The organism is Streptomyces crystallinus (assembly GCF_039521265.1).
GTDB classification, from domain to species: domain Bacteria; phylum Actinomycetota; class Actinomycetes; order Streptomycetales; family Streptomycetaceae; genus Streptomyces; species Streptomyces crystallinus.
In genome coordinates, this window is the sequence record NZ_BAAACA010000001.1 from 46129 (window position 1) to 64178 (window position 18050).

20 protein-coding genes are annotated in these 18050 nt (G+C 71.6%); 15 read left to right on the plus strand and 5 right to left on the minus strand.

Annotated features, from left to right (window positions below; all coding sequences use genetic code 11):
- The first annotated feature begins 13 nt into the window (after window positions 1-13).
- The 3 genes from ABD236_RS00185 to ABD236_RS00195 all read left to right on the plus strand — a co-directional run bounded on the left by ABD236_RS00185 (window position 14) and on the right by ABD236_RS00195 (window position 2267).
- On the plus strand, window positions 14-619 hold the full coding sequence (locus tag ABD236_RS00185; protein WP_344068100.1) for a YdbC family protein: 606 nt from the start codon (window positions 14-16) through the stop codon (window positions 617-619).
- Window positions 620-683: 64 nt separating this feature from the next.
- Complete coding sequence (locus ABD236_RS00190; protein WP_344068103.1) at window positions 684-1343, plus strand: histidine phosphatase family protein; 660 nt, start codon at window positions 684-686, stop codon at window positions 1341-1343.
- A 12-nt stretch (window positions 1344-1355) separates the two neighbouring features.
- Complete coding sequence (locus ABD236_RS00195) at window positions 1356-2267, plus strand: ADP-ribosylglycohydrolase family protein (RefSeq protein ID WP_344068106.1); 912 nt, start codon at window positions 1356-1358, stop codon at window positions 2265-2267.
- Between the two features lie 22 nt (window positions 2268-2289).
- Here the strand turns inward: ABD236_RS00195 and ABD236_RS00200 are convergent, their stop codons facing one another.
- Window positions 2290-3849 carry an MFS transporter gene (locus tag ABD236_RS00200; RefSeq protein WP_344068117.1) on the minus strand — a complete coding sequence of 520 codons (1560 nt, stop codon included), beginning with the start codon at window positions 3847-3849 and terminating at the stop codon, window positions 2290-2292.
- A 242-nt stretch (window positions 3850-4091) separates the two neighbouring features.
- Here ABD236_RS00200 and ABD236_RS00205 point away from each other — a divergent pair, with 242 nt between their 5' ends.
- From ABD236_RS00205 to ABD236_RS00215, 3 genes are all read left to right on the plus strand, one after another.
- Entirely contained in the window at window positions 4092-4718 is a 627-nt protein-coding gene (locus tag ABD236_RS00205) for a TetR/AcrR family transcriptional regulator (protein WP_344068119.1), read from the plus strand.
- A gap of 108 nt (window positions 4719-4826) precedes the next feature.
- Window positions 4827-5537, plus strand: coding sequence for a ribonuclease HII (locus ABD236_RS00210; protein ID WP_344068121.1), 711 nt, complete (start codon window positions 4827-4829; stop codon window positions 5535-5537).
- Between the two features lie 105 nt (window positions 5538-5642).
- The gene (locus ABD236_RS00215) at window positions 5643-6263 is read left to right on the plus strand and encodes a hypothetical protein (RefSeq protein ID WP_344068123.1); all 621 of its coding nucleotides are present in this window, start codon (window positions 5643-5645) and stop codon (window positions 6261-6263) included.
- Between the two features lie 134 nt (window positions 6264-6397).
- Here ABD236_RS00215 and ABD236_RS00220 read toward each other — a convergent pair whose 3' ends face one another.
- From ABD236_RS00220 to ABD236_RS00230, 3 genes are all read right to left on the minus strand, one after another.
- Window positions 6398-7024, minus strand: coding sequence for a hypothetical protein (locus ABD236_RS00220; RefSeq protein WP_344068125.1), 627 nt, complete (start codon window positions 7022-7024; stop codon window positions 6398-6400).
- A gap of 223 nt (window positions 7025-7247) precedes the next feature.
- A complete protein-coding gene (locus tag ABD236_RS00225; RefSeq protein WP_344068127.1) occupies window positions 7248-9419 on the minus strand; it encodes a RecQ family ATP-dependent DNA helicase in 2172 nt (723 codons plus the stop codon).
- 70 nt (window positions 9420-9489) lie between these two features.
- Window positions 9490-10083 carry a TetR/AcrR family transcriptional regulator gene (locus tag ABD236_RS00230; RefSeq protein ID WP_344068129.1) on the minus strand — a complete coding sequence of 198 codons (594 nt, stop codon included), beginning with the start codon at window positions 10081-10083 and terminating at the stop codon, window positions 9490-9492.
- A 171-nt stretch (window positions 10084-10254) separates the two neighbouring features.
- Here ABD236_RS00230 and ABD236_RS00235 point away from each other — a divergent pair, with 171 nt between their 5' ends.
- Complete coding sequence (locus tag ABD236_RS00235; RefSeq protein WP_344068131.1) at window positions 10255-10671, plus strand: pyridoxamine 5'-phosphate oxidase family protein; 417 nt, start codon at window positions 10255-10257, stop codon at window positions 10669-10671.
- 95 nt (window positions 10672-10766) lie between these two features.
- Here ABD236_RS00235 and ABD236_RS00240 read toward each other — a convergent pair whose 3' ends face one another.
- On the minus strand, window positions 10767-11213 hold the full coding sequence (locus ABD236_RS00240) for a nuclear transport factor 2 family protein (protein WP_344068133.1): 447 nt from the start codon (window positions 11211-11213) through the stop codon (window positions 10767-10769).
- Between the two features lie 143 nt (window positions 11214-11356).
- Here ABD236_RS00240 and ABD236_RS00245 point away from each other — a divergent pair, with 143 nt between their 5' ends.
- From ABD236_RS00245 to fabG, 8 genes are all read left to right on the plus strand, one after another.
- On the plus strand, window positions 11357-12826 hold the full coding sequence (locus ABD236_RS00245) for an FAD-dependent monooxygenase (protein ID WP_344068135.1): 1470 nt from the start codon (window positions 11357-11359) through the stop codon (window positions 12824-12826).
- Between the two features lie 54 nt (window positions 12827-12880).
- The gene (locus tag ABD236_RS00250) at window positions 12881-13570 is read left to right on the plus strand and encodes an antibiotic biosynthesis monooxygenase family protein (RefSeq protein WP_344068138.1); all 690 of its coding nucleotides are present in this window, start codon (window positions 12881-12883) and stop codon (window positions 13568-13570) included.
- Between the two features lie 156 nt (window positions 13571-13726).
- Window positions 13727-13900, plus strand: coding sequence for a hypothetical protein (locus tag ABD236_RS00255; RefSeq protein ID WP_344068141.1), 174 nt, complete (start codon window positions 13727-13729; stop codon window positions 13898-13900).
- Window positions 13901-14013: 113 nt separating this feature from the next.
- Window positions 14014-14343, plus strand: coding sequence for a TcmI family type II polyketide cyclase (locus ABD236_RS00260; RefSeq protein ID WP_067162612.1), 330 nt, complete (start codon window positions 14014-14016; stop codon window positions 14341-14343).
- Window positions 14340-15614 carry a beta-ketoacyl-[acyl-carrier-protein] synthase family protein gene (locus ABD236_RS00265; RefSeq protein ID WP_344068148.1) on the plus strand — a complete coding sequence of 425 codons (1275 nt, stop codon included), beginning with the start codon at window positions 14340-14342 and terminating at the stop codon, window positions 15612-15614. The genes ABD236_RS00260 and ABD236_RS00265 overlap by 4 nt, the downstream gene beginning before the upstream one ends.
- On the plus strand, window positions 15611-16822 hold the full coding sequence (locus ABD236_RS00270; RefSeq protein ID WP_344068151.1) for a ketosynthase chain-length factor: 1212 nt from the start codon (window positions 15611-15613) through the stop codon (window positions 16820-16822). The genes ABD236_RS00265 and ABD236_RS00270 overlap by 4 nt, the downstream gene beginning before the upstream one ends.
- Window positions 16823-16951: 129 nt before the next feature.
- Complete coding sequence (locus tag ABD236_RS00275; protein ID WP_344068154.1) at window positions 16952-17218, plus strand: acyl carrier protein; 267 nt, start codon at window positions 16952-16954, stop codon at window positions 17216-17218.
- A 22-nt stretch (window positions 17219-17240) separates the two neighbouring features.
- A complete protein-coding gene (gene fabG, locus ABD236_RS00280) occupies window positions 17241-18026 on the plus strand; it encodes a 3-oxoacyl-ACP reductase FabG (protein ID WP_344068157.1) in 786 nt (261 codons plus the stop codon).
- Window positions 18027-18050: the final 24 nt, after the last annotated feature.

An 18050-nucleotide genomic window follows, 5' to 3' on the forward strand; every position in this document is an offset into this window, starting at 1 on the left:
GTACGATGGCGCGGTGCTGGTCAAGTGGATTCGCTGCACTGTGGTCGACCGTCCCGGCTTCGACCGGGGGCAGCGGAAGTGGGCGGGACTGCTGGGGGAGCCGGGATTCAGGGGCCAGGGCGGCGGGTGGAGCCGGGGGCGGCCGGATGTGGCGCACGTGTTCACCTTCTGGGAGAGCCGCCCGTTCTACGACTCCTTCATGGCGCGCGCCCACCACCGGCTCGCCGTGGCGCAGGCCGGCACGTACAAGGACGCGCGCGCCACCCTGTTCGACCACCGCTTCGACGTGAAGACCGGCTTCGAGCCGCGCTTCACCGACGCCGACGTGGTGCGGGTGGCGCACTGCCGGGTGCACGCCGACCGCGTCGAGCACTTCGCCGGTGCCCAGGAGCGGATCTGGAACCCGGCGATGGCGGGGTCCCCGGGGATGCTGCGGGGGCTGTTCGGCGAGGCCCCGGGCAACGAGTTCCTGGTGCTGTCCATGTGGCGCTCGGCCGCCGAGCACGGCAAGTACCGGCCCGACCGGGTGGAGCGGCTCGCGCTGCGGGCGGGGACGGAGGCCGATGTGGCGGGCCTGACGGGGGCCGTCGTCGACCTCAACCCCAGCTGGACGGTGTGAGCGGTACGCCGGATGGCGGCCGTACGGCTGCTCGGTTGTCAGACCGGCGATCTAGGGTTGACCCATGGCAAGACCGCGTCGCATCGTCCTCGTCCGGCACGGCGAGTCGGAGGGGAACGCCGATGACACCGTGTACGAGCGCGAGCCCGACCACGCGCTGCGGCTGACCGAGGCCGGGCGGCGCCAGGCCGGGGCGACGGGGGAGCGGCTGCGCGCGATGTTCGGGCGCGAGCGCGTCAGCGTCTACGTCTCGCCCTACCGGCGCACCCACGAGACGTTCCAGGCGTTCGGCCTCGACCCGGAGCTGGTGCGGATCAGGGAGGAGCCGAGGCTGCGCGAGCAGGACTGGGGGAACTGGCAGGACCGCGAGGACGTCCGCCTCCAGAAGGCCTACCGGGACGCGTACGGACACTTCTTCTACCGGTTCGCGCAGGGCGAGTCGGGGGCCGATGTGTACGACCGGGTGGGGTCGTTCCTGGAGAGTCTGCACCGCAGCTTCGAGGCGCCCGACCACCCGCCGAACGTCCTGCTCGTCACCCACGGGCTGACGATGCGGCTGTTCTGCATGCGCTGGTTCCACTGGACGGTGGCGGACTTCGAGTCGCTCTCCAACCCGGGGAACGCGGAGACCAGGACGCTGCTCCTCGGCCCGGACGGGCGGTACACCCTGGACCGGCAGTTCGAGCGGTGGCGCGTCCCCGAGCCGTACGGCATCACCGGATAGAGTGGGTGTGCGATGACCGCTGACTCCACACTCGAATCACGCTTCGAACGCGCGCTGGCCAGCCTGCGGGGCCTGGCCGTGGGAGACGCCCTGGGCTCCCAGTTCTTCGTCCCCGCGAACTATCCGCTGCTCAAACGGCGCGAGCTGCCCGCCGGCCCGTGGCAGTGGACCGACGACACCGAGATGGCCTGCTCGGTCCTCGCCGTCCTGGCCGCGAGCGGCCGGATCGACCAGGACCGGCTGGCCCGCTCCTTCGCCGAGCACCACGACTTCGACCGGGGGTACGGCCCGGCCGTCAACCGGATGCTGCGGCTGATCCGGGAGGGCGGCGACTGGCGGGAGCTGGCCGCCGCGCTCTTCAACGGGCAGGGCTCGTGGGGCAACGGCTCCGCGATGCGGATCGCGCCGCTGGGCGCCTGGTACGCGGACGACCCCGAGCAGGCGACCCACCAGGCCGAGATCTCCTCGTACACCACCCACCAGCACCGCGAGGCCGTGGTGGGCTCGATGGCCGTGGCGGCCGCCGCCGCGCTGGCCGCCGATCCGGCGGGGCCGCCGAGCCCGGCGGCGCTGCTCGACGGCGTCGTCGCGCTGGTGCCGCGCAGTGCGGTCGGCGCGGGGCTGCGGCGGGCGAGGGACATGCTGGACTACGGGGACGCGGGCACGGTGGCCGCGGTGCTCGGGTGCGGGCGGCGGACCAGCGCGCACGACACGGTGCCGTTCGCGCTGTGGTCGGCGGCCCGCGGGCTCGGGGACTACGAGACGGCGTTCTGGACGACCGCGCAGGTCGGCGGCGATGTCGACACCACCTGCGCGATCGTCGGCGGGGTGATCGCGGGGGCCCCGGACGGGGCGCCGCCGGCCGAGTGGCTGGCGCGGACCGAGGAGCTGCCGGACTGGGTCCCGGCGACGGCCGCGCGCTGAGCGCGGCCGCCCCGGGGGCGGATCACCCGGCCGGTAGCCCCGCCTTGCCGCTGAGTGCCTCCAGGTCGCTCTTGCGGACCTGGATGACGAAGAGCGCGACCACGACCGCGAGGGCCACCAGGGCCACCGCGGCGATGAAGGCCGTGCCGATGCCGTGCGCCAGCACCTCGTCGCTCCAGGGCGCGGGGAGCTGGTGGGTCTTGGCGAAGGCGGCCTTCTGCTCCGGGGAGCCGTGCGCGAGGAAGTCCCTGAGCTGGGTCTTTCCCTCGTCGCGGCTGGCGGTGCCGAAGACCGTGGTCAAGATGGAGAGCCCGAGCGCGCCGCCGACCTGCTGGGTGGTGTTGAGCAGGCCGGACGCGGCCCCGGACTCGCTGTCGGCGATGCCGGAGACCGCGGTCAGGGTCAGCGTGACGAAGTTGAGGCCCATACCGAAGCCGAAGAGCAGCAGCGGGCCGATGATCCCGCCGGTGTAGGTGCTGTCCGGGTCGATCAGGGTCAGCCAGGCCATGGCGCCGACGGTGATCAGCGAGCCGGTGACCACGAGGGGCTTGGGGCCGATCCGGGGCAGCAGGTTCGTGGCGAGCCCGGCCGCGAGGACGATGGCCAGGGTCGACGGGAAGAAGGCGACGCCCGCCTTGACCGGGCTGTAGTGCAGCACGTTCTGCACGAAGAGCACGATGAAGAAGAACATGCCGAACATGGCCGCGGCGAGGCTCAGCATGATCACGTACGTACCGGAGCGGTTGCGGTCGGCGAACATCTTCAGCGGGGTGATCGGCTGCGAGGAGCGACGCTCCACCGCGACGAACGCGATCAGCAGCACGACGGCCGCGCCGAACGAAGCCAGCGTGAAGCCGTCGCGCCAGCCTTCGCCCGCCGCGCGGATGAACCCGTACACCAGCGCGGCCATGCCGCCGGTCGAGGTGAACGCGCCGGCCAGGTCGAAGCTGCCGGGGTGGCGCTCGGACTCCCGGATGCAGCGGGGCGCGAGGGCTGCGATGACCAGGCCGATGGGGACGTTGACGAAGAGCACCCAGCGCCAGTTGAGCCAGTCGGTGAGCATGCCGCCCGCGATCAGGCCGATGGCGCCGCCGCCCGCCGAGACCGCCGAGAAGACGCCGAACGCCCGGTTGCGCTCCGGGCCTTCGGGGAACGTGGTCGCGATCAGGGCGAGCGAGGTGGGGGAGGCGATGGCGCCGCCGATGCCCTGGAGGGCGCGGGCGGCGAGCAGCTGCCAGGGCTCCTGGGCGAAGCCGCCGAGCAGGGAGGCGAGGGTGAAGACCAGGATGCCGGTGATGAACATCCGGCGCCGGCCCAGCAGGTCACCGGCCCGGCCGCCGAGCAGGAGCAGTCCGCCGAAGGTCAGCGCGTAGGCGTTGATGACCCAGGTCAGATCGCTGGTGGAGAAGCCGAGGGAGGTCTGGATGTGGGGGAGCGCGATGTTCACGATGGTCGCGTCCAGCACCACCATCAGCTGGCACATCGCGATCACCGCGAGGGCGACGCCGCGGCGGTCGGGGCGCGGGGGGTCCGGTTCGGGTGCGGAGGTGCCGGGTTTCGCGTCTATCTGCTCTGACGTCATCAGGGGTCCCTTGGAGACGTACGACGTACTGGGGTACGGAGAGTGCTAGGAAACGCCACCGTTCACTATGAAGACCCTAGCGAGCGGGAAACAGTGAACACAAGCGTTCACTAAGGGCAGTTGGGGCAGGCCGGTGGTGAAGTGGCGGGCCCCGTACGGGGGGTGCGCGCAGGCGTGCCTGGTCAAACGGGTGAGTGGCCACCACCATGGGAGGCGGACCCGTCCCCAACGGAGAGAAGACGATGGCTACTTCGCGCTGGACTGCTGCCGACGAGGCCCCCCAGGTCTCGCCGCGCCGCCGGGGCCCCGTCCTGGAGCGGGCGATCCTCGACGCGGCCCTGGAGCAGTTGAGCACGGTCGGCTGGAACGCCCTCACCATGGAGGGCGTGGCCGCCGGCGCGCAGACCGGGAAGGCGGCCGTGTACCGCCGCTGGTCGTCCAAGGAGGAGCTGGTGGCCGACGCGCTGCGGTCCGGGTTCCCCGATCTGGACCGCGCCGACGACCACGGCTCGGTGCGCGAGGACCTCTACCAGCTCTGTCTGCGGCTGCGCGAGGCGATGTACTCGCGGTCGGGGTTCGCCCTGCGTTCCGTGCTTTACGAGTGCGACGCCGCCAGCGCCGACCGGTTCCACGGCATGGTGCTGCGGCGCCTGGTCGAGCCCGCCCAGCGGCTCTTCCGGGAGGCCGTGCGGCGCGGAATCGAGCGGGGTGACGTACGGCCGGACGCCACGGCGGAAGTGATCTTCGATGTCATCCCCGGGCTGATGATGTTCCGCGCGAAGGTACGCGGAAGCGAATGGCCGGACGAGGCGGTGGCGGAGATGATCGATCATGTGATGGTGCCGCTGTTGCAGGCGGGGAGGGAGTGAGCGGGGGCCCGCCCCGGCGACCCGGACGGCGTTTCGGCGGCCCGGTCGGCCGGTGCGGGGGAGCCGGGGTGTCCTCGGCGGCCGGGGCGGCGTAACCTTGCTGGCGCCATGCCGTACGAACCACCCACCCACACCGTCGAGCGCTCGCTTCGCGCCACCACCGGATGCAAGATCATTGCCGGTGTCGACGAGGTCGGACGCGGGGCGTGGGCCGGTCCCGTCACGGTGTGCGCCGCGATCACGGGGCTGCGCCGACCGCCCGAAGGTCTGACCGACTCCAAGCTGATCAGCCCCAAGCGCCGGCTCGAACTGGCCGGGCAGCTGGAGTCCTGGGTGACGTCGTACGCGCTCGGGCACTCCTCGCCGCAGGAGATCGACGAGCTCGGGATGACCGCCGCGCTCCGTCTCGCCGCCGTCCGCGCGCTGGACGCGCTTCCGGTACGGCCGGAGGCGGTGATCCTCGACGGCAAGCACGACTACCTCGGCGAGCCGTGGCGGGTCCGTACCGTCATCAAGGGGGACCAGTCCTGCATCGCGGTCGCGGCCGCCTCGGTGATCGCCAAGGTGCGCCGGGACGCGATGATGGCCGAACTGGTGGGAGCGGCGGGGGAGTACGAGGTGTTCGGCTTCGCCGACAACGCCGGCTATCCCTCGCCGACGCACAAGACGGCGCTGGAGGAGCGGGGGCCGACCCCGTACCACCGGCTGTCCTGGGCGTACCTCGACGCGCTGCCGCGCTGGCGGCATCTGAAGAAGATCCGGGTCCCGGCGGCGACGGCCGCGCTCGAAAGCGGGGGCCAGCTCGGCTTCGACTTCTGAAATCCCTGGACTTTCCCCGCCCTTTACGGGGAGACTCCGCCCCGATCGCACTTTTGTGCCCACCCGGTGGTGCCCCATTCACCGGCGTTTGATAGACCTTTACCCATGCCTCTCATCCCCGAGGAGCCTCAGATTCACGAGAGCGCCCAGGGTCCCCGCGTCACTCCGGCCGCCGGCCGCACCGCGCCGACCCCCCATCCCGTTCCTGGTCCGCGTACCGCGGCCGCACCGCGTCCCGGCCGTCCGGTTCCCGGTCCCGCCCGGCCCACGCCTCCGGCGCAGCGTACGCACGCCGGCGTCCCCGCTCAGCCCCAGGCGGCCCGCGGTCAGGCCGCCGCCGGGCCGCAGGTCCAGCTGATCCCGGCCCCGGCCGACGGCGCGCTCGACGCCGCGGGCGAGGCGGTGGACCTGCTGCTCGACACCGGGCGTGCGCCGGAGGACATCCTGGTCCTCACGACCGGTGACCCGCATCCGTGGGCGGCGCACGAGCTGTCCTTCGGCGAGGAGTCCTACTGGGCGCAGCAGGACGCTCGCGACGACGTGTTCTACGCGTCGGTCGCCTCCCTCGGGCGGGCGGCCGCCCGCCCCGTGGTGATCGTCGCCGTCAACGGCGGGGACGAGGCGGCTGTCGCGGCGCTGTCCGTCGCGCGCGAGCGGGCCGGGACGCTGCTGATCGTCTGCGGTGACCCTTCGCGAGTGCGGTCCGTGCTGGGCGCGGCGGTCTGAGGCGCCCAGCCTTTGTCCGCGGCCCGGTGGCCTCTTCTCGCGCAGTTCCCCGCGCCCCTGGGCACCTAGGGGCGCGGGGAACTGCGCGAGCAACCCACCACCGGGCCGCAGGCGACACTCAGGCTCACGGCCCCCTACCGCGCCGCCACCCTCCGGAGCGTCTCCGCGGGGCCGCTGCGGAGCGGCAAGGGGGCGGGGTCGGTGTCGGCCAGGGATCCCGGTGGGGTCGTGGAGTTGGGGTGGCGGCCGCCGCGGCCCTCGCCCAGGACCTGCCAGCCGCCGCGCGTCAGCGTGATGTACGCGCCGCAGCGCAGGCCGTGCAGGGTGCAGGCGTCGCGCAGGCCCCACATCCAGGCGCCGTCCTCCTCGGTCCAACGCTCGTCGCCGTCACGGCAGTAGAGCAGGACGGCGGTACGGACCGGAGTGCGGCGGCGCAGGTCGTGCGGGATCACCCGGCGCAGATGCGCGAGGAGCGCGTTGCGGAACTCCCAGCCGTCCGCGGCGACCGGGCGCCGTACGAACGAGGCGCTGGCGGCGAGGCGCTCCTCGTGGTCCAGGACGGCGATCACCGCCGTCGACGGGGTCGGGCGGTGCCGGGTGTGCAGACCGCCGACCACCTCACGGGGGTTGCGCAGCAGGGGTATCCCGGCCGAAGCCCACTCCGCGGGCTCCAGCATCCTGGCGAGGCGGTTCCCCGAGGCCGCCGACATCAGGGACGACGCGCCTGCCGAGGCTGTGGACGGAGCGAATCCGAAGGTCACGGTCCTCCCTTCCGGATACGCGCCCACAGTGCGGGCAGAGTCGGGTGAGGGCGCAGCACGGCACGGCCCGGAAGACCGGGTCCGCCGTCGAGGCACGGCTCCAATTCTCGCTGGCGCACGGGCACGCGGCAACGAGCAAATGGCGCCGCTGACTGGAATCGGAGGGTATGACGCTCATATCCCTGCCCAGCCGCGCCCCCGCTCACGCTTTTGGCTCCACCGGTCAGCCCTGGACGGCGAGGACCAGCGGAAACACCCCCTGCGCACCGGCCCGGCGGAGCAGCCGCGCCGCCACCGCCAGGGTCCAGCCGGTGTCCGAGCGGTCGTCGACGAGCAGCACCGGGCCGTCCGCCTCCCGCACTGCGCGCGCCAACTCCTGCGGCACCGTGAAGGCGTGGTGCAGCGCGCGCACCCGCTGGGCGCTGTTGGAGGCCGGGATACGGGAGGCGGCGGCCTCCTCCCCGTACTCCACGCGGCCCAGGAGCGGCATCCGGCCGATCTCCGCGATCCGGGCGCCCAGCGACTCGACCAGGCGGGGCCGGGTGAGCGAGGCGACCGTGACCACTCCGGCGGGGCGGGGCGGGGCGTCGGGGCTCCCGGAGGCCCAGCCGCCGGGGCCCTTGGCCCAGTCCGCAAGGACCGTCACGACCGCGCCGACCACATCGTCCGGAACCGGCGCGTCGGGGCTCTGGGGGGCGAGCATCGGGCGCAGCCGGTTGCCCCAGCCGATGTCCGAGAGGCGGCCGAGCGCCCGGCCGGCAAAGGCCTGTTCGCCCGCGGGGATACGGCCCTTGAGGTCCACGCCGACCGCCGCGAGGCCGGTCGGCCACATCTTGCGGGGCTCGACCTCGACGCCCGGCCGGGTCAGCTCGCCCTTGGCGGCCTCCAGCGCCTTGCCGGAGACGTCGGCGGTGAAGCGGACGCCCGCGCAGTTGTCGCAGCGGCCGCAGGGGGCGGCCTGCTCGTCGTCGAGCTGGCGCCGCAGGAACTCCATACGGCAGCCGGTCGCCGCCGCGTACTCCCGCATCGCCTGCTGTTCGGCCTCGCGCTGGCGGGCCACCCACGCGTACCTCTGGGCGTCGTACACCCAGGGCTCGCCGGTGGATGTCCAGCCGCCCTTGACGCGGTGCACCGCGCCGTCCACGTCGAGGACCTTGAGCATGGTCTCCAGGCGGGTGCGCCGCAGTTCGACCAGCGGCTCCAGGGCGGGCAGCGACAGCGGGCGGTCCGCCCGCGCCAGCACGTCCAGGGTGCGGCGGACCTGCTCCTCGGGCGGGAAGGCGACCGAGGCGAAGTACTTCCAGATCGCCTCGTCCTCCTTGCCCGGGAGCAGCAGCACCTCCGCGTGCTCCACACCACGGCCGGCGCGGCCCACCTGCTGGTAGTAGGCGATGGGGGAGGAGGGCGAGCCCAGGTGGACCACGAAGCCGAGGTCGGGCTTGTCGAAGCCCATGCCCAGCGCCGAGGTGGCGACCAGCGCCTTGACCCGGTTGGCGAGCAGGTCGTCCTCGGCCTGCTGGCGGTCCGCGTTCTCCGTGCGGCCGGTGTAGGAGGCGACGGTGTGGCCGCACTGGCGCAGATACGCGGTGACCTCCTCGGCGGCCGCCACCGTCAGCGTGTAGATGATCCCGGAGCCCGGCAGCTCGTCCAGGTGGTCGGCGAGCCAGGCCAGGCGGTGCGCGGCGTCCGGCAGGGACAGCACGTTCAGACTCAGGCTCTCGCGGTCCAGGGGGCCGCGGAGCACCAGCGCGTCGGTGTCCGCGCCCGTGCCCAGCTGCTCCGCGACGTCCGCGGTCACGCGCGCGTTGGCCGTCGCGGTGGTCGCCAGGACCGGGACGCCCGGGGGGAGCTCGGCGAGCATGGTGCGCAGCCTGCGGTAGTCGGGGCGGAAGTCGTGGCCCCAGTCCGAGATGCAGTGGGCCTCGTCGACCACGAGCAGGCCGGTGGCGGCCGAGAGCTTGGGCAGCACCTCGTCGCGGAAGTCCGGGTTGTTCAGCCGCTCCGGGCTCACCAGGAGGACATCGACCTCGCCCGCGGCCACCTCGGCCTGGACGGTCTCCCACTCCTCGGTGTTCGACGAGTTGATCGTGCGGGCGCGGATGCCCGCGCGGGCGGCGGCCTCCACCTGGTTGCGCATCAGCGCGAGCAGCGGCGAGACGATCACGGTGGGGCCGCTGCCGCGCTCGCGCAGCAGCGAGGTGGCCACGAAGTAGACCGCGGACTTGCCCCAGCCGGTGCGCTGGACGACCAGCGCGCGGCGCCCCTCGGCGACGAGCGCCTCGATGGCGCGCCACTGGTCCTCGCGCAGCCTGGCCGCCCCCGTCGGGTCGCCGACGAGGCGGGCCAGGACGGCGTCGGCCCGGGTGCGCAGATCCGTGGTGCTCGTGTCGTTCATGCCCCCATACAACAGGACGGGTCTGACATCCGGCCCGAACCCCGGCGCCGAGGGGGAGCGGCGGGCAGGGTTACGGCAGCGTGTGGCGCGAGCGCAGCCCGTCCAGGACGATGTCGATATAGCGCCGCCAGTCGCCGCTGCGCCGGTGCACGATCGAGGTGAGGCCGCAGGTCAGGGCGAGGATGTCGGCGCCCGCGATGTCCGTGCGGATGGCGCCGGAGGCCTGGCCCTTGCCGACCAGGTCCACGAGCTCGGCCTCCAGGTCGGCGCGCATGGTGCTGGGCGGGCCCTCGGAGCCGAGCGTGCCGCCCACGACGCTGGCGAAACCCCGGTCGCGCGCCTCCACCTCGCCGACCCGGGTGAGCAGCATCTGAAGCGCCTCCAGCGGTTCCGCCGACTCCCGGCACACCGTCCGGTAGTACGTGAGGATCTCGCCGAAGCGCTGCTGGGAGGCCGCCACGACCATGGCCTCCTTGGTGGGGAAGTGGCGGTAGAGCGTGCCCACGCCGACCTCGGCGTGCCGGGCCACCTCGTCCATGGACACGTTGGCGCCGCGTTCCGCGAAGAGCTCGCGCGCCGCGTTCAGCACCCGGGCCCGGTTGCGCTCCGCGTCAGCCCGGAGCCGGCGGCCACCGCTCTCACTGACCGGCGTTGACGTTGACATACGGAACCTCCCTCCGTTTGACTCTACTATGCCCTGCCGTAACCCACTGAACCAGCCCCGACTTCCCGCCAGTTGGGGTATGCGGTTCGCAGTTGCCCAGTCGGTTCCCCAGGTCGGCCCCGGGTGTTGACAATGGCCTGGTAGCAGAGTTGAGACGGAAGGACGAACACGATGTCGTTGCCCCTGGGGCGTACGAGTGCGCCGGAGGTGTCGGCGTCGGTGGAGGCATTCCTGACGGAGCCGCACATCGGCGTGCTGACCACGATCCGGCCTGACGGGTCCCCGCATGTGGCGCCGGTGCGGTTCACCTGGGACGCGGAGGCGGGTCTCGCCCGGGTGATGACGGTGGTCTCGTCCCGCAAGGCCCGCAATCTGCTCGCGGCTCCCGGTGGGCGGGTCGCCATCTGCCAGGTGGCCGGGTTCAGTTGGGTCACCCTGGAGGGCACCGCCGTGGTCCAGGACGAGCCCGCGCGGGTCAGCGAGGGCGCGCGGCGCTACGCCCGGCGCTACCGCTCGGGCCCGCCCAACCCGCCCGGCCGGGTGGTGGTCGAGATCCAGGTCGACCGGGTGCTGAGCCTGAACGTATAGACCTCGACGTATAGAGGAGCGGCATACGGCAAGAGCGCGGCGGTACGGGGAGCGTCCTCCCCGTACCGCCGCGCTCTTGTGTGTGTCCTCGCCGCTCAGCTCTTGCGGGGCGGGGTGCCGGTCACCCAGATCATGCGCAGCGACAGCAGGCTCAGGCGCCAGCCGTCCGCGGTGCGCCGGGCCTCGGCGCTCACCAGGCTTCCGTTCGCGAATATCGGGTCACGGTCGGCGTCCTCCGGATGGTCGGAGGGGTGGTGCACATGGGTGGAGACGATGTTGGCGCGCAAAGAGGCCCGGTCGCCGTCGATCTCGACCACGGCGGGCGAGTTGATGTGCTGGGTGCGGGCGAAGGCCGCCAGAGCGGTGCTGTGGTACTCGGCGAGGCCGGTGATCCCCTCGTGCCGGCTCATCGGGAACTCGACCACGGCGTCCTCGGTGAACAGCCCCCGGGCCCAGGCGTCGTCGAGCTTGTCGTCGTCCAGATTGATCAGGTAACGGTCGAGCAGTCCCGCGACATCGGCGGTGGATTGGCTTGAGGTCATGGTTGAGGATGACTCCGGGACAGGCCTCTGACCAAGAGTCTCTGTAGCAGAGTTGACGTACTTGTCAAAGGCCTGTACTAGCAGCTATTTACGCTCACCTGGGCCCTCGGGATACTGGAGAAACGCCAGTCGGAAGAGGGTAGATGGATAACTTTGACGCGGACGTAATTATCGCGGGAGCCGGCCCCACTGGACTCATGCTCGCAGGCGAACTGCGCCTGAACGGCGTGTCCGTGATTGTCGTCGATCGCCTTGCCGAGCCGATACAGCAGTCACGCGCGCTGGGATTCTCGGCGCGCACCATCGAGGAATTCGGCCAGCGCGGACTGCTGGAGCGATTCGGTGGTGTGGACGTCATTCCGGTCGGTCATTTCGGCGGAGTGTCCATCGATTACCGGTTGGTCGAGGGCGGTTCGTACGGAGCCCGGGGCATTCCCCAGTCGCGTACCGAGGGCGTGCTGGCCGGCTGGGCCGGGCAGCTGGGCGCCGAGGTCCGCCGCGGGGTCGAGGTCACGGGCCTGGAGGACGGCGCCGACGGGGTCACCGTGGAGGTGGCCACGCCCGAGGGCCCGGCCACGCTGCGCGGCCGCTATCTGGTGGGCGCGGACGGCGCCCGCAGTGCGGTGCGCAAGCTCGCGGGCATCGACTTCCCGGGCACCGACCCGGCCATCGAGCTCCGGTTCGCCGACATCAGCGGGGTGCCGTTGCGCCCGCGCTTCAGCGGCGAGCGGGTGCCCGGCGGCATGGTCATGGTGCTGCCGCTCGGCCCGGAGCGCTGCCGGATCGTCTACTTCGACCGGAGCGAGCCGCTCCGCAAGAGCCCGGACCCGATCACCTTCGACGAGGTGGCCGAGGCGTTCAAGCGCCTGTCCGGCGAGGACATCAGCGGCGCCACGGTGCACTGGGTCTCCACCACCACCGATGTCAGCCGCCAGGCCGCCGAGTACCGCAAGGGCCGGGTCTTCCTGGCCGGCGACGCCGCGCACATCCACCTGCCCATCGGCGCGCAGGGAATGAGCGCCGGCGTGCAGGACGCGGTGAACCTCGGCTGGAAGCTCGCCCTGGAGATCAAGGGGCAGGCTCCCGAGGGCCTGCTCGACACGTACCACTCCGAGCGCCACCCGGTCGGCGCCCGGGTGCTCACCAACACGCTCGCCCAGCGCATCCTCTACCTGGGCGGCGACGAGATCACCCCGCTGCTGGACGTCTTCACCGAGCTGGCCGGGTTCGAGGACGTCCAGAAGACGCTGATCGGGATGGTCACCGGACTGGACATCCGCCATGACGTGGGCGAGGGCGACCATCCGCTCCTCGGCCGCCGTCTCAAGGACGAGGAGCTGGTGGTCAACGGCGAGAAGACCACCAACTTCGAACTGCTGGCGGCCGGCAAGGCCGTCCTGTTCGACCTCACCGACGACTCCCACCTGCGGGAGCTCGCCGCGGGCTGGGCCGACCGTGTCACCACGGTCACCGCCGAGCAGCACGACTGCGACAACGGTCTGGACGCCTTCCTTGTGCGCCCCGACGGCTATGTCGCCTGGGTCTCCCCCTCCGCTTCGCGCACGGAGGGGCTCGTCGAAGCACTCAACCGGTGGTTCGGCCGGCCCAACTGAGCAGGGTCTGACGCCCCGTTCTTTCACATTCGTACCTCGAAGGAAGCGAAGAACATGCCCAAGATCTCCAGCGATGACAAGAACCTGACCGTCCTCAACCTGTTCTCCACGGACGCCCCGGAGAAGCAGGAGGGTCTGCTCGGCGCGATGCGCGAGATCGTCGACTCGGCGGCCTACCCGGGCTGGATGTCCTCCACCGTGCACGCCGGTGTGGACAAGCCGGGCACGGCCAACTTCATCCAGTGGCGCAGCCGCGCGGACCTGGAGGACCGTTACGACGGCGAGGAGTTCAAGCACCGTACGCTCCCGCTCTTCGGCGAGCTGACCACCTCGATCCGGCTGCTCCAGAACGAGATCGCGTACTCCCAGACCAAGTCGGGCGAGGGTGTCGAGATCTCCCCGGAGCGCTCCGACTACACCGTGATCGCGGTCTTCGGTGTCGAGGAGAAGAACCAGGACGACCTGGTGGACGCGCTCGGCCCGTCGATGAAGTTCCTCGCCGACGTTCCCGGCTACGTCTCCCACACGATCCTCAAGGGCATCGCCGCCCGCGGCCTCGAGGGCTCCTTCGTGGTCTCCTACTCGCAGTGGGAGAGCAAGGAGGCGTTCGACGCCTACCAGGGCACCGCGCAGGACGCCAAGCCCGCCGCCCGCCTGGACGCCGAGCGCCGCACCGGCTCGCTCCTGACGTCGGTGGACTCCAACACCTACCGCGTGGTCCACACCCGCGCGGCCGGTGAGTAATCACCGCACAGCAGCAGCACCGAACGCCCGGCTCCGCTCCTGGAGCCGGGCGTTCCGGCTTTCCGGGCCCGCACCACAGCCCTCTCACGCCTCCTCCGCACCCCAACGGGCAGGGGAGACGCTCCGGTTCGCGACCTGACGGCATCTGACGCCGACGTGACAATTCCGCTGCGCATCGCTGCTCTTCGTTGCGTGTTCTCTGACATGGCTGCGGTGTATTTGCGGAACCTGACCGAACCGGACGTAGACCTGAACCGGGGCGCCTTGAACGGCGAGCGGGATCAGAAGACCCTTGAATACATGATCCGGGGCGTGGTTCGCCACCGCTGATCCTCTCGCTCAACTCCCGCTCATGGCCCTCGTATCCGGGCGCGTCCGACGTCGTACGCGCCAGGAGCGGAGCCAGTGCCGGATCAACCGCAACCGCTGAGGAGCGAATACGTATGCACAGCACGCTCATCGTCGCCCGCATGGAACCCGGTTCGAGCACCGACGTCGCCAAGCTGTTCGCCGAGTTCGACGCGACGGAGATGCCGCACCGGATGGGAACGCTGCGCCGTCAGCTGTTCTCCTACCGGGGCCTCTACTTCCACCTGCAGGACTTCGACGCGGACAACGGCGGTGAGCTGATCGAGGCCGCGAAGAACGACCCGCGGTTCATCGGGATCAGCAACGACCTCAAGCCGTTCATCCAGGCGTACGACCCGGCCACCTGGCGCTCGCCCGCCGACGCCATGGCCGCCCGCTTCTACAACTGGGAGGCGGGCGCGTGACAACGCCTCGCAGGGTCGTCATCACGGGGATGGAGGTGCTCGCCCCGGGTGGAATCGGCACCAAGAACTTCTGGAGTCTCCTCAGCGAGGGCCGCACGGCGACGCGTGGGATCACCTTCTTCGACCCCACGCCGTTCCGCTCGCGGGTGGCCGCGGAGATCGACTTCGACCCGTACGAGCACGGTCTGAGCCCGCAGGAGGTCCGGCGCATGGACCGGGCCGGCCAGTTCGCGGTCGTCGCCTCGCGCGGCGCGGTCGCCGACAGCGGCCTCGACCTGAGCGGCCTCGACCCGTACCGCGTCGGCGTCACCGTCGGCAGCGCGGTCGGCGCGACCATGGGTCTGGACGAGGAGTACCGGGTCGTCAGCGACGGCGGCCGGCTGGACCTGGTGGACCACGAGTACGCGGTGCCGCACCTCTACAACCACCTGGTGCCGAGCTCGTTCGCGGCCGAGGTGGCCTGGGCGGTCGGCGCCGAGGGCCCCAGCACCGTGGTCTCCACCGGCTGCACCTCCGGCATCGACTCGGTCGGCTACGCCGTCGAGCTGATCCGCGAGGGCTCCGCCGACGTCATGGTCGCCGGTTCCTCGGACGCGCCGATCTCGCCGATCACCATGGCGTGCTTCGACGCGATCAAGGCCACGACCAACCGCTACGACGAGCCGGAGACCGCCTCGCGGCCGTTCGACAACTCGCGCAACGGCTTCGTCCTCGGCGAGGGCACCGCCTTCTTCGTCCTCGAGGAGCTGGAGAGCGCGGTCAGGCGCGGCGCCCACATCTACGCCGAGATCGCCGGTTACGCCACGCGCTCCAACGCGTACCACATGACCGGACTGCGGCCCGACGGCGCGGAGATGGCCGAGGCGATCCGGGTGGCGCTCGACGAGGCGCGGATGAACGGCGACGAGATCGACTACATCAACGCCCACGGCTCCGGCACCAAGCAGAACGACCGCCACGAGACGGCGGCCGTCAAGCGGATCCTCGGCGAGCACGCCTACCGGACGCCGATGAGCTCCATCAAGTCGATGGTGGGGCACTCGCTCGGCGCGATCGGCTCCATCGAGATCGCCGCCTCCGCGCTCGCCATGGAGTACAACGTCGTACCGCCCACGGCCAACCTGCACACGCCCGACCCCGAGTGCGACCTGGACTATGTCCCGCTGACCGCCCGCGACCGGAAGACCGACGCGGTCCTCTCGGTCGGCAGCGGCTTCGGCGGCTTCCAGAGCGCCGTGGTGCTCGCCCGTCCCGAGAGGAAGCTCGCATGACGTCGTCCGTGGTGGTCACCGGCCTGGGGGTGGCGTCCCCCAACGGGCTCGGCATCCAGGACTACTGGGCGGCGACCGTCGGTGGCAAGAGCGGCATCGGCCGCATCACCCGCTTCGACCCGTCCTCCTACCCGGCCAAGCTGGCGGGCGAGGTCCCGGGCTTCGTCGCGGAGGACCTGCTGCCGAGCCGGCTGCTGCCGCAGACCGACCGGGTGACCCGGCTCGCGCTGGTCGCGGCCGACTGGGCGCTCGCCGACGCGGGCATCACCCCGGCCGAGCTCCCCGAGTTCGACATGGGCGTGGTGACCGCGAGCGCGGCCGGCGGCTTCGAGTTCGGCCAGGGCGAGCTCCAGGCGCTGTGGTCCAAGGGCAGCCAGTACGTCTCGGCGTACCAGTCCTTCGCCTGGTTCTACGCGGTCAACAGCGGCCAGATCTCCATCCGCAACGGGATGAAGGGCCCCAGCGGCGTGGTCGTCAGCGACCAGGCCGGCGGGCTCGACGCGGTGGCGCAGGCCCGCCGCCAGATCCGCAAGGGCACCGCGCTGATCGTCTCCGGCGCCATCGACGCCTCCGTCTGCCCGTGGGGCTGGGTGGCGCAGCTGGCCAGCGACCGGCTCTCCACCAGCGAGGAGCCGACCCGCGCCTATCTGCCCTTCGACCGCGAGGCCGCGGGGTACGTGCCCGGCGAGGGCGGCGCCATCCTGATCATGGAGGACGCCGAGGCGGCCCGGGCGCGCGGCGCCCGGATCTACGGCGAGATCTCCGGATACGGCTCGACCATCGACCCCAAGGCCGGCTCCGGCCGCCCGCCGGGGCTGCGCAAGGCCATCGAACTCGCCCTGGCCGACGCGGGGGTCGCCCCGGGCGACGTGGACGTGGTCTTCGCCGACGCGGCCGCCGACCCGGAGCTGGACCGCCAGGAGGCCGAGGCGATCAACGCGGTCTTCGGCACCCGGGCGGTCGCGGTCACCGCGCCCAAGACGATGACCGGACGGCTCTACTCGGGCGCGGCCCCGCTGGACCTGGCCGCCGCCTTCCTCGCCATCAAGGACGGGGTCATCCCGCCCACCGTGCACATCGACCCGGCCGCCGAGTACGACCTGGACCTGGTCCTGGGCCAGCCGCGCACGGCGCAGGTGCGTACGGCACTGGTCCTGGCGCGCGGCTACGGCGGGTTCAACTCCGCCGTCGTCGTCCGTTCCGCGTAGCGCTCCGCGGGGGCGTGGTCTTCGACTGCGGGCCGTCTGTGGCTGGTCGCGCAGTTCCCCGCGCCCCCCGGGGGCGCGGTCCAGCCACAGACACCCGGCAATGCCGTATTTCTAGGAAAGGGAAATCCCATGGCCACCACGTTCACCCTCGACGACCTCAAGCGCATCCTCCTCGAGGCAGCGGGCGCCGACGAGGGCGTCGACCTGGACGGCGACATTCTGGACACCGAGTTCGAGGTCCTGGGATACGAGTCGCTCGCTCTGCTGGAGACGGGCGGCCGGATCGAGCGTGAGTACGGCATCTCGCTGGACGACGACGCGCTGACCGACGCCACCACCCCGCGCGCCCTCATCGAGGTCGTCAACACCCAGCTGTCCGCCGCGTCCGCCGCCTGAGCCACAGACAAGGAACACCGACATGACCGAGAACACCGCACGGGTCGCACTGATCACGGGCGCCACGAGCGGCATCGGGCTCTCCGTGGCCCGGCTGCTCGCCTCCCAGGGCCACCAGGTCTTCATCGGCGCGCGCAACGCCGAGAACGTCGCCGAGACCGTCAAGCAGCTCCAGGGCGAGGGCCTCGACGCGGACGGCTCGGCGCTCGACGTCACCGACGCCGACAGCGTCAAGGCCTTCGTGCAGGCGGCCGTCGACCGCTTCGGCACCGTCGACGTGCTGGTCAACAACGCCGGCCGCTCGGGTGGCGGGGTGACCGCCGACATCGAGGACGAGCTGTGGGACGCCGTCATCGACACCAACCTGAACAGCGTCTTCCGGGTGACCCGCGAGGTGCTGAACACCGGCGGCATGCGCCACAAGGACCGCGGCCGCATCATCAACATCGCCTCCACCGCGGGCAAGCAGGGCGTCGTGCTCGGCGCCCCGTACTCGGCCTCCAAGCACGGCGTGGTCGGCTTCACCAAGGCCCTCGGCAACGAGCTCGCGCCCACCGGCATCACGGTCAACGCCGTCTGCCCGGGTTACGTCGAGACGCCGATGGCGCAGCGGGTGCGGCAGGGCTACGCGGCCGCGTACTCCACCTCCGAGGACGCGATCCTGGAGAAGTTCCAGGCCAAGATCCCGCTCGGCCGCTACTCCACCCCGGACGAGGTCGCGGGCCTGGTCGGCTACCTGGCCTCCGACACCGCCGCCTCCATCACCGCGCAGGCGCTCAACGTCTGCGGCGGCCTCGGCAACTTCTAGCCCGCCCGCACACCCGAAGGAGGA